We start from the raw sequence: 15104 nt of genomic DNA, 5'->3' as shown, positions 1-15104 counted from the left end.
ATTGCGTGCGCACACGTCCATCCGCCCGGGCAGACGTGGACAATGACGGACGGATGTGCAAAAGGTATTGGCCGGTCTGCCGGCTACGGTCCTGAATCAGGACCTAGCCATTGTAAGCAGACCGGCCAATCATATGTGGCTCCGCCTTGACGTGCCCTTGCGGAGGAGCTGTTTCGGCGTTTCGGCCGGTGTGTCGCGCTAGTCTTCCAGGTCCACTTCCCGGACCATCTCGGCGCCGATGCCTGCCTTGATGGCGTCCAGCACCTGCTGGGGAACGGAACTGTCGATGGTCAGCAGCGCCAGGACCTGACCGCCCTCGTTGGAGCGCGCCACCTGCATGCCGGCGATGTTGATGTTGTTCATGCCCAGGATGTGGCCGATGGTTCCGATGACGCCGGGGCGGTCGGTGTAGGCAACCACCACGAGGTGCTCGCTGATGGGAATCTCAACCTCGAAGCCGTTGATGCCCACCAGCTTCTCGATCTGCTTGGGTCCGGTCAGGGTGCCGGACACGGAGATCTGGCTGCCGTCGCTGAGGGCGCCGCGCAGGGTCAGGACGTTACGGTAGGACTCGGTCTCCGGGGTGGTGATCAGGCGGACGTTGATGCCGCGCTGCTCGGCGATGACAGGGGCGTTGACGTAGGACACCTGCTCGGTCACGACGTCGGCGAAGATGCCCTTCAGCGCCGCGAGCTCCAGGACCTTGACGTCGAGGGAGGAGATCTCGCCGGCTACTTCGACGTCGAACTGCGTCAGGGAGGCGTGGGTCAGCGCGGTGAAGATGCGGCCCAGCTTCTCGATCAGCGGGATGCCCGGGCGGACGTCGGGGGCAATGACGCCGCCGGCAACGTTGACGGCATCCGGCACCAGCTCGCCGGCGAGGGCCAGGCGGACCGACTTGGCAACGGAGACGCCGGCCTTTTCCTGGGCCTCGTCCGTGGAGGCGCCCAGGTGAGGGGTCACCACGACGTTGTCGAGCTTGAAGAACGGCAGGTCGGTGCTGGGCTCCTTGGCAAAGACGTCAACGCCGGCACCGGCGATCTCGCCGTCCTGCAGGGCGGTGACGAGGGCTTCCTCGTCCACCAGGCCGCCGCGGGCCACATTCACCACGTAGGCGGTCTTCTTCATTTTCTTGAAGGCGTCGGCGCCCAGCATGCCCACCGTCTCGGGTGTCTTGGGCATGTGGATGGTGATGAAATCGGACTGGGCCAGCAGCTCGTCCAGGGTTACCAGCTGAACGCCCAGCTGCGCGGCGCGGGCCGAGGTGATGTAGGGGTCGTAGGCCAGGATCTTGGTGTCGAAGCCCTTGAGCCGGGCTGCCACCAGGGCGCCGATGCGGCCAAGGCCGATGATGCCGATCTTCTTTTCAAACAGCTCGATGCCGGTGTACTTGGAGCGCTTCCATTCGCCGTCCTTGAGGGCGGCGCTGGCTTGCGGAATATGGCGGGCCAGGCTGAGGATGTGGCCCACGGTGAGCTCGGCGGCGGAAACGATGTTGGATGTCGGCGCGTTGACCACCATCACGCCGGCCTGGGTGGCGGCCTTGATGTCCACGTTGTCCAGGCCCACGCCGGCGCGGGCGATGACCTTGAGGTTCTTGGCCGCGGCGATGGCTTCGGCGTCCACCTGGGTGGCGGAGCGGACCAGGATGGCGTCTACGTCACTGATCGCCGAGAGCAGCTGGGAACGGTCGGCGCCGTCGGTCTGGCGGATCTCGAAGTCCGGGCCGAGGGCCTCGACTGTGGCGGGGGAAAGTTCTTCGGCGAGCAGTACTACGGGTTTTGACACGGCTGATCCTCTGCGTTGCAGTCCTGGGGATGGAAACAAGTCTAGGCCGACAGAAAGGCCGGGCTCACATTGTTAAGTGTGAGCCCGGCCTCACCGGGGCGGTCTGCGTGGTTGCTGCCCAGCCTTAGCGGGCTGCGGAGCCTTCCACGTAGTCGACGTCCTGCTGCTGCCAGGAGAACAGGGAGCGCAGTTCACGGCCCACAGCCTCGATGGGGTGCTGTTCCGCCTTGGCGCGCAGTTCCTTGAACTCCACGGCGCCGTTGTCCTGGTCCTCGATGAAGCGCTTGGCGAAGGCACCGGACTGGATGTCGGCCAGGACAGCCTTCATGTTTTCCTTCACCTCGGGCGTGATGACGCGCGGGCCGGAGACGTAGTCGCCGTACTCTGCGGTGTCGGAGACGCTCCAGCGCTGCTTGGCGATGCCGCCTTCCCACATGAGGTCGACGATGAGCTTGAGCTCGTGCAGCACCTCGAAGTAGGCGATCTGCGGCTGGTAGCCGGCCTCGGTGAGGGTTTCGAAGCCGTACTGGACCAGCTGGGACACGCCGCCGCAGAGGACAGCCTGCTCGCCGAAGAGGTCGGTTTCGGTCTCTTCGGTGAAGGTGGTCTTGATGACGCCGGCGCGGGTGCCGCCGATGGCCTTGGCGTAGGACTTGGCCAGCTCCCAGGCGTTGCCGGAGGCATCCTGCTCAACGGCGATGATGTCCGGGATGCCGCGGCCGGCTTCGAACTCGCGGCGCACGGTGTGGCCCGGAGCCTTCGGGGCCACCAGGATGACGTCAACGCCTTCCGGAGCCTGGATGTAGCCGAAGCGGATGTTGAAGCCGTGGGCGAAGGCCAGGGCCTTGCCCGGGGTCAGCTTGTCCTTGATGGAGTCGTTGTAGATCGCGCGCTGGTGCTGGTCCGGCGCCAGGATCATGATGACGTCGGCCCATTCGGCGGCGTCGGCAACGTTCTTGACCTGGAAGCCGGCGTCCTCTGCCTTGGCGGTGGACTTGGAGCCTTCCTTCAGGGCGATGACGACCTCGACGCCGGAATCGCGCAGGTTCAGCGCGTGGGCGTGGCCCTGGGAACCGTAGCCAACGATCGCAACCTTGCGGCCCTGGATGATCGAGAGATCGGCGTCGTCGTCGTAGAACATTTCAGTCACTTGCGTAACTCCTCTTGAGTGGTTTTCTAGATAGTGGTCTTGCGGTGCTGCGGTTACGGGCGCGGGTGCCGCCGTGGCTTGACGCCTAGGCGGAGCGGAGCGCCCGGTCACTCATGGAGCGGGATCCCCGTCCAACGGCCAGGGTGCCGGACTGCACAATTTCGCGGATGCCGAAGGGCTCCAGCACTGAGAGCAGGGCTGTGAGCTTTTCGGGATGGCCGGTGGCCTCAATGACGACGGAGTCGGTGGACACGTCAACCACTGAGGCGCGGAACAGGTCTGCGGCCTGGGTTACCTGCAGGCGTGTTGCGGCATCCGCACGTACTTTGACCAGGATGTGGTCGCGCTGTACGGAAGATTCGGGGGTGAGCTCAACGATCTTGATGACGTTGACCAGCTTGTTGAGCTGCTTGGTGACCTGCTCGATGAGGTCGCCGTCGGCGTCGACCACCACCGTCATGCGGGAAACGCCCGGCACTTCGGTAGGGCCAACGGCCAGGGAGTTGATGTTGAAGGCGCGGCGGGCAAAGAGGCTGGCCACGCGGGTCAGGACGCCGGGCTTGTCCTCAACCAGGACGGAAAGTGTATGGCGGGTCATGCTCAGTCTTCCTCTTCCCATTCCGGGGTCATGTTGCGGGCAACCTGGATCTGGTCGTTGCTCACGCCGGCGGGCACCATCGGCCACACCATGGAGTTGGGGCTCACCACGAAGTCGATGACCACGGGACGGTCATTGATCTCGAGGGCTTTCTGGATGGTGGCATCGATGTCCTCTTCGCGTTCAACACGGAAGGACGCACAGCCGTAGGCCTCCCCCAGCTTGACGAAGTCCGGGATGCGGACGGTGTCGTGGCCGGTGTTGAGGTCGGTGTTGGAGTAGCGGCCCTCGTAGAAGAGGGTCTGCCACTGCCGCACCATGCCCAGCGAGGAGTTGTTGATGACAGCAACCTTGATGGGGATGTTGTTGATGGCGCAGGTGGCCAGTTCCTGGTTGGTCATCTGGAAGCAGCCGTCGCCGTCGATGGCCCAGACCACGCGGTCCGGCTCACCCACCTTGGCGCCCATGGCCGCCGGGACGGCGTAGCCCATGGTGCCGGCGCCGCCGGAGTTCAACCAGGCGTGCGGGCGCTCGTACTTGATGAACTGCGCGGCCCACATCTGGTGCTGGCCCACGCCCGCCACGTACACGCCTTCGGGCCCTGTCAGCTCGCCGATCCGCTTGATGACCTTCTGGGGGGCGATGAGGCCGTCGTCCGGTTCGGTCCAGCCCAGCGGGTAGGTGTCCTTAAGGTTGTTAAGGAACGCCCACCAGGTGGTGAGGTCCGGGGTGCCGGAAGCCTCGAACTGGCTCCGGACGGCCTCTGTCAGCTCCGGGATGATCTCCTTGACGGACCCGACGATGGGCACGTCCGCGGTGCGGTTCTTGGAGATTTCGGCGGGGTCGATGTCCGCGTGGATGACCTTGGCGTTGGGCGCGAAGGTCTTCAGCACGCCGGTGACGCGGTCGTCAAAGCGGGCGCCGAGGGTGATCAGCAGGTCGGACTGCTGCAGGGCGGTGACGGCGGAAACGCTGCCGTGCATGCCGGGCATGCCCACGTGCTGCGGGTGCGAATCGGGGAACGCGCCCTTGGCCATCAGGGTGGTTACCACGGGTGCGCCGGTTGCTTCGGCGAGGGCGAAGAGTTCGGCCGAGGCATGGGCCTTGACCACGCCGCCGCCCACGTACAGGACAGGCTTGGTGGAGGCCGCAATGAGCTTCGCAGCCTCCCGCACCTGCTTGTTGTGGCCGCGGGTGACCGGACGGTAGCCGGGCAGGTCGATCTTCGGCGGCCAGGAGAAGGTCATCTGGCCCACCTGGGCATCCTTTGCCACGTCCACGAGCACGGGGCCGGGACGGCCGGTGGAGGCCAGGTGGAAGGCCTCGGCCATCACGTGCGGGATGTCGTTGGGGTCGGTCACCAGGAAGGAGTGCTTGGTGATGGGCATCGTGATGCCCACGATGTCTGCTTCCTGGAAGGCGTCGGTGCCGATGACGCCGCTGGATACCTGGCCGGTGATGGCCACCAGGGGCACGGAGTCCATGTGGGCATCCATGATGGCGGTAACGAGGTTGGTGGCCCCGGGGCCGGAGGTGGCGATGCACACGCCCACCCGCCCGGTGACCATGGCGTAGCCTTGCGCGGCGTGGCCGGCTCCCTGTTCGTGACGGACCAGCACGTGGTTCATGGTGGAGGCCATCAGGGGGTCGTAGGTGGGCAGGATCGCGCCACCAGGCAAACCGAAAATGTCGTCGACGCCGAGTTCTTCGAGCGAGCGGACGATTGCTTGCGAGCCGGTCATCACCGTCGGGGGTACGACGTTGTTCGGCCCAAGGACAGGAGAGACGGCAGCAAGGTCGGCGACGACGGCGGCATGGTCAGCCGTCCGGTCGGCGCGTTCCGGAGCCTTGGCGGCTCCAGCGGACTTGGTGGCCATCAGCGAGGGGCTGATGGGCGATCCTTTGCTCATCGGACTCTTCCTTGTGGATCTTCTCTGGTTTTGGAACTGGTTATAACGGTGGGAATAAAAAAACCCCTCGGCCTGGCGGCTTTTGAGGGGTTTGCGCGTGACGGTTCGTTACCAGGAGGCTAATGTGCCACGCGCTTGGTAAGGACGACGACGGTGCCGGCGGTAACGAAAGTCATGCGTTCAGTTTTCCCTCTTGGCAAGATGGGTGTCAACGAGCAACAACCCTATCTCACCATGTGGACCACAATGTCCACGGAATGACCCTACCCCAAACTTCCGGCGCAAGCGCCGTCAGTCCGGGGCCCTCGGGTCATCCCTTATTAAGCCCTGCCGCCTCCGCAGGCACGTCCGGAGAAGCGGGATGTTCCTCCCCCGGCGGCCCGGCGCGAGCGGCGTCCTGCCGGGCCCCTCGGATCAGCCCTTATTAAGCCCTGCCGCCTACGGCGGGCGATTCTCCGCGGGAGGCCCCTGAGGAATTCACATCAGCCGGTCCAGGCGCCCTGGCTGGCGCTGTGGACCAGCTTGGCGTACTTGGCCAGCACGCCCTTGGTGTACCTGGCCGGCAGGGGCTCCCAGCCCACCTTGCGGGCCTCGAGTTCCGCGTCGTCCACCAGCAGATCGAAGGTGCGAGCGGCGATATCCACCCGGATCCTGTCACCGTCCTTGACGAAGGCGATGGGGCCGCCGTCCACCGCTTCCGGCGCAACGTGCCCAATGCACAGGCCTGTGGTGCCGCCTGAGAACCGCCCGTCAGTAAGGAGCAGGACGTCCTTGCCCAGGCCGGCACCCTTGATGGCGCCGGTGATCGCAAGCATTTCGCGCATGCCCGGGCCGCCCTTGGGGCCCTCATAGCGGATCACCACGACGTCTCCGGCATGGATCTGGCCATTGTCCAGTGCGTCCAGGGCGCCCTGTTCGCGCTCGAAGACGCGGGCTGTTCCTTCGAAGACGTCGGCGTCGAACCCGGCGCTCTTGACCACGGCGCCCTCGGGGGCCATCGATCCGTGCAGGATGGTGATGCCGCCGGTCTTGTGGATGGGATTGTCCAGGGCACGCAGGATCTTGCCGTCGACGTCCGGCGGGTTGATCGCGGCGAGGTTTTCCGCGACGGTCTTGCCCGTGACGGTGAGGCAGTCGCCGTGCAGCAGGCCGGCGTCCAGCAGTGCCTTCATGATCACCGGCACGCCGCCGATCCTGTCGACGTCGGTCATGACGTAGCGGCCGAACGGCTTGAGGTCGCCCAGGTGCGGAATCCTGTCCCCAATGCGGTTGAAGTCGTCAAGGGTCAGTTCAACCTCGGCTTCACGCGCGATGGCCAGCAGGTGCAGGACGGCGTTGGTGGAGCCGCCGAAAGCCATGGTGACGGCGATGGCGTTTTCAAAGGCCTCCCGCGTCATGATGTCGCGTGCCGTAATGCCCAGGCGCAGCAGGTTGACCACCGCTTCGCCGGACTTGCGCGCGAACTCATCACGACGGCGGTCTGCCGAGGGAGGGGCGGCGGAGCCGGGGAGGGACATGCCAAGGGCCTCGCCGATGCAGGCCATCGTGTTGGCCGTGTACATTCCGCCGCAGGCCCCTTCGCCAGGGCAAATGGCCTTTTCGATGCGGGTCAGGTCTTCCATGCTCATCTTGCCGGCCGCGCAGGCGCCGACGGCTTCGAAGGCGTCGATGAGGGTGACTTCCTTCTCGGAACCGTCCTCGAGCTTGACCCAGCCGGGCATAATGGACCCCGCGTAGAGGAAGACGCTGGCAAGGTCCAGCCGGGCGGCCGCCATGAGCATGCCGGGCAGGGACTTGTCACAGCCAGCCAGCAGGACGGAACCGTCGATCCGCTCGGCCTGCATCACAGTCTCGACGGAGTCGGCGATGACTTCGCGGGAGACCAGGGAAAAGTGCATTCCTTCGTGGCCCATGGAGATGCCGTCGGACACGGAGATGGTGCCGAACTGCATGGGGAAGCCGCCGCCTGCGTGGACGCCTTCCTTGGCGCCCTGGGCAAGCCGGTTAAGGGAAAGGTTGCAGGGGGTGATTTCATTCCACGAGCTGGCCACACCCACCTGGGGCTTGGCGAAGTCGTCGTCACCCATGCCGACGGCCCGGAACATGCCCCGCGCTGGGGCTGCATGGATTCCGTCGGTTACGACGCGGCTGCGGGGCTTGATGTCAGGCTTGGTATCGGTTGCGATCCGGCTGTCACTCATAGGGGAAAGTCTAGGGCTCGGGCCCTGGCGGGAACGACAACCGGGAGCATATTTGGGCGAAAATGCGGCAGATACTTGCCCAATTAGTGGACGCACGTCTCATATTTCGAGACGAAGCGGGTCCTAGTCCACGCAGGAGCCCTCTGGGGTGGGCACGCCCGGGCGTTTCCCCCTGCGCGCGGCGTCTCTGGACAGCAGTGGTGACCCGACGTAGCGTCGGGGCAGGACACCCATCCACCCTGAACCGAAGGGCCTGCCATGGACATTATTTTCTGGATCATCCTCGTCGCCATCATCGCCGCCGTCATCCTGTGGCTGCTGAACCGCAGGAGAACAGCCAACCCGCCCGGCGGACCGTCAGCCGGAACCGGGACCGGTGGGAACCGGACCGACGGGGCCCTTGGGGGCGGCAGCGCTGCAGCGTCCGCCCAGGCCGCTGGGACCACCGGCATCCCCACAGCAGCTGGATTCGGCCGGCCGGCTGAACCGGCAGCGCCCTCCACGGCCGAGGAGCCGGCGGATTCTGCTACCACCTCCACGCGTGAAGCAGCGGCAGGTGCCGCCGGAACCGGAGGCCGGGGCAAGGCCAGCGAGGGCACGTCCGGACAGGAAACTACCGGCCAGGGCACTTCGGGCAGCAGCGAGGAACGGGAAGAGCGACGGCGCCAGGACGAAGCCGCGGACCAGGCGGAGTGGGAAACCCAGTGGTCCGAGGCCGGGGCCGGATCCCGGTCCGGTTCCTCCACCACAGGCGCGACAGCAACGCCACCGGCGGCTTCGGCGGGTACGTCCTCCCCGGAGACGTCCGCGCATCGAGGTGCAACGACGGAGGCTCCCACAGACCAGCCCTCCCCCTCTGCCCGCCCTGTGCACCATGACGAATACACGGCGCCCCACGCCCCGACGCTTCCGGGCGCGGAAACAGCCGCAGTGGAAAGCACGGACGACGCCGGCACCCCGGCCGTCGCGCAGGCCGGCGGACAGGCGCCCCAGCACCGGGCAGATACTTCCGGTTCGGCAAGTGCACCAGAAGGGGCTGCACAGCCGGCCTCCGCCGGCACTGCCCCAGTCGGCGCCGGTGCCGCTGAAACGCTGGAACGGGCACAGTCTTCCGCGCTGGTAGAGAACGGGGCTGACCACCACCAGCCGTCCGGCCAGGGCGGGGAATTCACCCAGGGCCCGAACAGTACCCCGGGGCAGGGCACCGCCGTCCCTGAACCCTCCGGACACCTCGCAGCCAGCGAGCCTTATGGCGCCGGCTCCGCAGCGCCGGGCCCCGACGGGAGCGGACCAGAGGACTACACGGTCAAGGGTGATGCGGCCGCGATGGTCTACTACGAAGAAGGGCACCCCGACTATGAGCAGACCAAGGCGGAAGTGTGGTTTGAATCCGCTGCGCACGCCGAAGCCGCGGGCTTCCGCGCTCCGCGGCGCAAGCGGCTCTAGCAGGACGAAGGCCCGTCGCTTTGCGGCGGGCCTTTCTTGCCTGGCCATATGCCTTTCTGTCGCCGCCTGCACAGGATCTCCCGCGCCGGCACCCGCCACAAGCCCTGCCAGGACCGGCACCCAGGCAGGAAGCGCCGTCGCTGTCCCCACCCAACCTGCCGCTCCCGTTCCTGCGCCCGCAGTCCAGGAGCGCCTGGAGCTGCAGCTGGACACTCCCTGGGCTGCAGTCTTCCTCCCGGACGGCACAGCCGTCATCTCCGAGCGCGGCACCGCACTGCTGAAAGCAGTTCGGGGTGGGAAGGCCACTACCCTCGGGAAGGTTCCTGGCGTGGTGGCAGGTGGCGAAGGAGGCCTGCTGGGCCTGGCTCTCTCCCCGCACTTTGACTCGGACCGCTACCTGTACGCGTACCTGACAAGCCGGGAGGACAACCGGGTTGTCCGGCTTGCCCTCGACAGCACTCCAGATGGCTCCCTGACGCTCGGGCAGCCCCAGCCGGTGTTTACGGGAATACCCAAAGCCAACACCCACAACGGCGGCAGGATCCGCTTCGGTCCTGACGGATTCCTGTATGTGGGCACCGGGGACGCCCAGCACCGCGACCAACCCCAGGACCGCAACGCGCTGGGCGGCAAAATCCTCCGGCTTACGCCTGATGGCCGTCCGGCACCGGGCAATCCGTTCGGTAACGCCGTCTACAGCCTCGGCCACCGCAACGTGCAGGGCCTGGCCTGGGACAGCGCAGGCAGGCTGTGGGCCACCGAGTTCGGACCCGATGTGGACGACGAACTGAACTTGATCCTGCCGGGCGCCAACTACGGCTGGCCGGAAGTGACCGGTGCACCGCACCACGCCGGCTTCCAGGACGCAAAGGTCGTGTGGCCTTCCACCAGCGAATCTTCCCCCAGCGGCCTGGAAATTGTGGATGGCGTTGCCTATCTGGGAGCACTCCGTGGAGAGAGGTTGTGGGTGGTACCGCTGTCCGGAACGGAAGCCGGAGTTCCTGTGGCCTATTTCACAGGACAGTATGGGCGGATCCGGGACGTGATCCGCACTCCCGAAGGCGGCTTGTGGTTGCTGACAAACGGCGAAAACCCTGATTTTGCGCTGGTTTTGCGGCCATCCCGGTGACACAGAGACTGCCGGCGGCGCCGATTTCACTTGCACCAAAAGTTCGTGTAGAGTTTCATGTCGTTGCGGAGATCAACGGGAAAGAAAAAGCCCGGGGATGGAAGCAAAAAGATGCACCTCTAGCTCAATTGGCAGAGCAATTGACTCTTAATCAATGGGTTCCGGGTTCAAGTCCCGGGGGGTGCACCACTGGGAAAGCAGCCCCGGTTTGTGGAAACACAAACCGGGGCTGTTTTGTTTTTTCCGCCCCCTTCATCAAGCGCTCCCCTCGCCCTCGGGTGCACCCCATCATCGACTGCTGCGTAATTGCCGTTTTCGCCGCTCATAACGACCGTTGGGCCCACGCCGGCAGGGTTCCCTGGCCGAGCTTGCGAGGCTAGGGGGCCGGTGGGGAGCAATCGATGGTTGAGGCGGAGAGGTACGACGGCGGGCAGCGGCCGGGCACAATAAGAGCAGCCCCGGCGGCACAGGACCAGGTGCGTGGGCTGGCCTCATGAGTTGCTGCCGCCTCAGGATGCACCCCATCATCGACTGCTGAGTAACTGCCGTTTTCGCCGCTCAAAACGACAGTTACGGAGCAATCGATGGTTGGGGGCGGAGAAGTACGACGGCGGACGGGCACAATAAGAGCAGCCCCGGCGGCACAGGACCAGGTCCGGGGGCTGGCCTCATGAGTTGCTGCCGCCTCCGGGTGCACCCCATCATCGACTGCTGAGTAACTGCCGTTTTCGCCGCTCAAAACGACAGTTACGGAGCAATCGATGGTTGGGGGCGGAGAGGTACGACGGCGGACGGCAGCCGGGCACAAAAAAGCGCGGCCCGGTCATTCAAGACCAGGTCCGCGCTTATACTGCCGGTGCCACCGGTGGCTACTTGGCCACGTTATCCATGAGGGCTCCGGCGTTGCTGGGGGTGGTGGCAAACTGGCTGGCGAGCTCACGCACGACGGCTTTGAGTTCCTGGCGCAGCAGTTCGGGGTCGATCGACGCTGATGCCAACACCGAACGCTCCATCTCCACGGCCTGGGCAACGGCTTCCTTGCCCTGCTCGGTCAGCGACACCACATGGCTCCTGCGGTCCGAGGTGCTGCGGACCCGGGCGATGTGGCCGTGGGCCTCAAGCCGGCTGAGCGTCTTGCCCATGGTCTGGGCCTGGACGCGGACGTACTGGGCGAGCTGGGCCTGGGTCATGGGTCCTTGCACGGCAAGGACTTCGATGGCAATAACACCGGCGTGGGTGAGTCCGATGGCGCCAAGCTTTTCGTTCCATGAGTGTTCAACGAGGCGCGCAGCAGTGGACAGAAGGCGCCCTGTGGGCCAGTGATCCATATCAGGCATAGCAGCAAGTATAACCAAGTGCCGATTAGCACTCGCTCCACCTGCTTATTAGGCTGTTGTGTCCCGCCCGCAACAAGGAGAAAAACAATGGCTGAAAGACTCGTTACCGGCGACAATGCACCCGCTTTCACCCTGCAGGATTCAACCGGCAAGGACGTCAGCCTGGCTCCCCGTCCCGGGCGCTCCACGATCGTCTACTTCTACCCGGCCGCCTCCACCCCCGGCTGCACCAAGGAGGCCTGCGATTTCCGCGACAGCCTGGCTTCCCTCCAGGCCGCCGGCTTCGATGTCCTGGGCATCTCGCCGGACCCCGTCGAAAAACTCGCGAAGTTCGCTGACAAAGAGTCCCTGACGTTCCCGCTGCTCTCCGACGCGGACCACGCGGTGGCCGAGGCGTACGGCGCCTGGGGCGAGAAGAAGAACTACGGCAAAACTTACGAGGGCTTGATCCGGTCCACCATCGTGGTGGATCCGGACGGCAAGGTGGCACTGGCCCAGTACAACGTGCGTGCCACGGGACACGTTGCCAAGCTGAGGCGGGACCTCAACCTGGACGCCTGACCCGGCCGCGGCTGCCCGGCCCACCGCCGGGGCGACGCTACAATGGAACCTGTCATCCGCCGTCGTGCTTTTCACGCCCCGGATGACGCGCGCGAGTGGTGAAATTGGCAGACACGCAGGATTTAGGTTCCTGTGCCTTCGGGCGTGGGGGTTCAAGTCCCCCCTTGCGCACCCGGCGAATCCCCCGGCTCCGGCCGGGGGATTCGTGCGTTAAGCAGCCCACGCCCCGGTGCCGGTTCCTGCTTCTATTCGAAAAACTCCAAAGATCCACCCATCCGCCGCTGCCCACCGGCCGAATAGCCATTGAGACACCAGCCAAGGGCAGGTGCTTACCGCAAGGCAGACCGCACGCCGACGGCACAACGTCCGACGGCGGCAGGCAAACGATCCAAGGAGAACTGAAATGCAGACCTTCAAGCGCACCACTTTCACCGTCGCAGGCGTTGCAGCGGCCGCTCTGCTCAGCCTCACCGCATGCGGCGGCTCGGGCAGCACCTCAGGATCCTCGGCGTCGTCGGCGCCGATGTCATCCTCCCCCAGCTCCAGCATGGCGTCCCCGTCCAGCTCCGCCATGGCGTCCCCGTCCGCCAGTTCCTCGGCCGGGATGATGGACCCCGCAGCCAACCTTGTTGGGCCGGGCTGCGCCGCCTACGCCAAGCAGGTTCCCACCGGTGCCGGCTCGGTGGAGGGCATGGCCCTTGACCCGGTGGCCGTGGCAGCGTCCAACAACCCCATCCTGACCACGCTGACCGCTGCCGTCTCCGGCAAGCTGAACCCGAAGGTCAACCTGGTGGACACCCTCAACGGTGGCGAATTCACCGTCTTCGCCCCGGTTGACGACGCTTTCAAGAAGATCGACCCCGCAACCATCGAGACCCTGAAGACGGACGATGCCCTCCTGAGCAAGATCCTGACCTACCACGTAGTCCCCGGCCAGATCACCCCTGACAAGATCGCCGGCACCCACGCCACGGTCGAGGGTGGTTCCGTGACCGTGACCGGCAGCGGTGACAACCTCAAAGTGGACGACGCCAACGTGGTGTGCGGCGGCGTCAAGACCAAGAACGCAACGGTGTACCTGGTCGACTCGGTCCTCATGCCCAAGTAAACCTTCCCGTACGGCCCCCCAATAAGAAGGCCGGGTCCGCTGGTTTCAGTGGACCCGGCCTTGGCGCGCCGGATGACCTCCCGGGGCCGGCCCCGGTTCCTGTCCCCTAGACTGGATCCCGGCCCGCATGCGGCGGAGCCGGCAGCATCCAGAGGTGATAAACGAGTGCCCAGCAGTACTTCGCGGCGTACGGTCATCAAGGCCGGTGCCGTCCTCATGGCGCTGGGCGTGACGTCATGCACCGGCATGCCGTCCCCTGCCCCCACCTCCGGTACGCCCAGCACCACGCCGGCGGAACCTGCGGCCACCTTCAACTTCGGTACGGCCGCCCAGCCCCTGGGCCTGGACCCGGCGCTGTCCAACGACGTGGAGTCGCAGCGCATCACCCGGCAGATCCTCGAAGGCCTGGTGGGCGTGGACCAAACCACCGGCAAGCCCACCCCGCTGCTGGCCACCGAGTGGAATGAGTCCAACGACGGCCGCACCTACACGTTCAAACTCCGCACGGGAGTCACCTTCCAGGACGGCACGCCCTTCAACGCCGACGCCGTCTGCGCCAACTTCAACCGCTGGTTCAATTTCCCTGTGGCACTGCGGAAACAGGCGCCGGGAAGCTCCTTCAAAGGCGTGTTCAAGGCACACTCGGATGAGCCCGGCCTCTCCATCTTCAAGAGCTGTACGGCGCCGGCACCCGATACCGTGCAGATCGACCTTACCCAGCGCTTCACCGCGTTCCTCCAGGCGCTGACCCTTCCCGCCTTCGCCATCGCGTCCCCTGCGGCCCTTTCGTCCGGAAAAGCCGACATCCTGGACCAGAACCGGGGCGGCCAGGCCATGTCCGCGTTCGCCACAAACCCGGTGGGCACGGGCCCCTTCACCCTCGCCGCCTGGGGCAATGACAATGTGACCTTGTCCAGCAACCGGAGCTACTGGGGCGACCGGGGCCAGATCGCCACCATCAACTTCATGGCCTACAACCATCCCCAGACCCGCCTCCAGGCACTGCTGGACGGCACGATTGACGGCTACGACGCCGTGACCGTGGGCAACTTCGACCAACTGGTGAAGCGCGGCAAGCAGATTGTCCAGCGCGATCCGTTCTCCGTGATGTACGTGGGCATGAACCAGGACGTCCCGGTTCTCCAGAACCAGAAGATCCGGCAGGCGGTGGAGCTGGCCATCGACAAGGAAACTTTGATCCGGAAGTTCTTCATCGACAACACCGCCAAGGCCACGCAGTTCGTGCCGCCCAAGATCAGCGGCTTCAACAACGACGCGCCGGAGCTGGGGCACGATCCCGCGAAAGCCAAGGACTACCTGAAGGAGGGTGGCTACGCCGGCGAGGAACTGAAGTTCTACTACCCGCTGAACGTCACCCGGCCCTACCTGCCCACGCCGGAGAAGGTGTACGCCGAACTCAGCCGCCAGCTCACCGCCGTCGGCTTCAACATCAAGCCTGTCCCGGTGGACTGGTCCGACGGGTACCTGCAGAAGGTCCAGTCCGCCGGCGACCACGCGCTCCACATCCTCGGCTGGAACGGCTCCTACTCAGACGCGGACAACTTCGTAGGCCCGCTCTTTGGGGAGAAAAACGGCGAGTTCGGGTACCAGGATCCGCAGGTCTTTTCGAAGATCAACCGGGCCCGCGGACTGCCCGACGGCAAGGAGCGGGATGACCTTTATCACACCATCAATGCCCAGATAGCCGCGACGGTGCCGGCCGTTCCCGTCGCCTTCCCCATTTCCGCGCTTGCCCTCTCGGACCGGGTGCAGAGTTACCCGGCATCCCCGGTCTTAAATGAAGTTTTTACGAAGGTCCAGCTGAAGTCTTGACGGACCGGTCCAATTTCAGTATGTGGCCCGCGCGGGGATATTC

General features: G+C 65.4%; 11 protein-coding genes and 2 tRNA genes. 7 read left to right on the top strand and 6 right to left on the bottom strand.

The window, feature by feature from the left end:
- Positions 1-198 precede the first annotated feature (198 nt).
- From serA to ilvD, 5 genes are all read right to left on the bottom strand, one after another.
- Positions 199-1788, bottom strand: coding sequence for a phosphoglycerate dehydrogenase (gene serA, locus FBY30_RS14490; protein WP_142133490.1), 1590 nt, complete (start codon positions 1786-1788; stop codon positions 199-201).
- A gap of 124 nt (positions 1789-1912) precedes the next feature.
- A complete protein-coding gene (gene ilvC / locus FBY30_RS14485) occupies positions 1913-2938 on the bottom strand; it encodes a ketol-acid reductoisomerase (RefSeq protein ID WP_142133489.1) in 1026 nt (341 codons plus the stop codon).
- A gap of 85 nt (positions 2939-3023) precedes the next feature.
- Complete coding sequence (ilvN, locus tag FBY30_RS14480; protein ID WP_141160110.1) at positions 3024-3536, bottom strand: acetolactate synthase small subunit; 513 nt, start codon at positions 3534-3536, stop codon at positions 3024-3026.
- Positions 3537-3538: 2 nt separating this feature from the next.
- A complete protein-coding gene (locus FBY30_RS14475) occupies positions 3539-5446 on the bottom strand; it encodes an acetolactate synthase large subunit (RefSeq protein WP_142133488.1) in 1908 nt (635 codons plus the stop codon).
- Between the two features lie 482 nt (positions 5447-5928).
- Positions 5929-7647 (bottom strand): dihydroxy-acid dehydratase, encoded by a 1719-nt coding sequence (ilvD, locus tag FBY30_RS14470; RefSeq protein ID WP_142133487.1) that lies wholly within the window; start codon positions 7645-7647, stop codon positions 5929-5931.
- Between the two features lie 258 nt (positions 7648-7905).
- On the opposite strand from ilvD, the gene FBY30_RS14465 reads away from it, so the two are divergent.
- The 3 genes from FBY30_RS14465 to FBY30_RS14455 all read left to right on the top strand — a co-directional run bounded on the left by FBY30_RS14465 (position 7906) and on the right by FBY30_RS14455 (position 10411).
- On the top strand, positions 7906-9093 hold the full coding sequence (locus FBY30_RS14465) for a sunset domain-containing protein (RefSeq protein WP_142133486.1): 1188 nt from the start codon (positions 7906-7908) through the stop codon (positions 9091-9093).
- A 40-nt stretch (positions 9094-9133) separates the two neighbouring features.
- On the top strand, positions 9134-10222 hold the full coding sequence (locus FBY30_RS14460; protein ID WP_235009565.1) for a PQQ-dependent sugar dehydrogenase: 1089 nt from the start codon (positions 9134-9136) through the stop codon (positions 10220-10222).
- A gap of 113 nt (positions 10223-10335) precedes the next feature.
- Positions 10336-10411: transfer RNA gene (locus FBY30_RS14455), tRNA-Lys, on the top strand.
- 680 nt (positions 10412-11091) lie between these two features.
- On the opposite strand, the gene FBY30_RS14450 is transcribed toward FBY30_RS14455, so the two are convergent.
- Positions 11092-11550: a MarR family winged helix-turn-helix transcriptional regulator gene (locus tag FBY30_RS14450; protein WP_142135300.1), complete on the bottom strand. Its 459-nt coding sequence runs from the start codon at positions 11548-11550 to the stop codon at positions 11092-11094.
- Between the two features lie 96 nt (positions 11551-11646).
- Between FBY30_RS14450 and bcp the strand changes: the two genes are divergently transcribed.
- The 4 genes from bcp (at position 11647) to FBY30_RS14430 (ending at position 15061) form a co-directional block, all read left to right on the top strand.
- The gene (gene bcp, locus FBY30_RS14445; RefSeq protein WP_142133484.1) at positions 11647-12120 is read left to right on the top strand and encodes a thioredoxin-dependent thiol peroxidase; all 474 of its coding nucleotides are present in this window, start codon (positions 11647-11649) and stop codon (positions 12118-12120) included.
- 89 nt (positions 12121-12209) lie between these two features.
- Positions 12210-12291: transfer RNA gene (locus tag FBY30_RS14440), tRNA-Leu, on the top strand.
- A 232-nt stretch (positions 12292-12523) separates the two neighbouring features.
- Entirely contained in the window at positions 12524-13228 is a 705-nt protein-coding gene (locus FBY30_RS14435) for a fasciclin domain-containing protein (protein ID WP_142133483.1), read from the top strand.
- Positions 13229-13393: 165 nt separating this feature from the next.
- Positions 13394-15061 (top strand): ABC transporter substrate-binding protein, encoded by a 1668-nt coding sequence (locus tag FBY30_RS14430; protein ID WP_235009449.1) that lies wholly within the window; start codon positions 13394-13396, stop codon positions 15059-15061.
- Positions 15062-15104 lie beyond the last annotated feature (43 nt).

This window comes from Arthrobacter sp. SLBN-83 (assembly GCF_006715285.1).
GTDB lineage: Bacteria > Actinomycetota > Actinomycetes > Actinomycetales > Micrococcaceae > Arthrobacter.
Note: the sequence above shows the minus strand (reverse complement) of the source record. Positions and strands in the feature narration are given on the sequence as shown.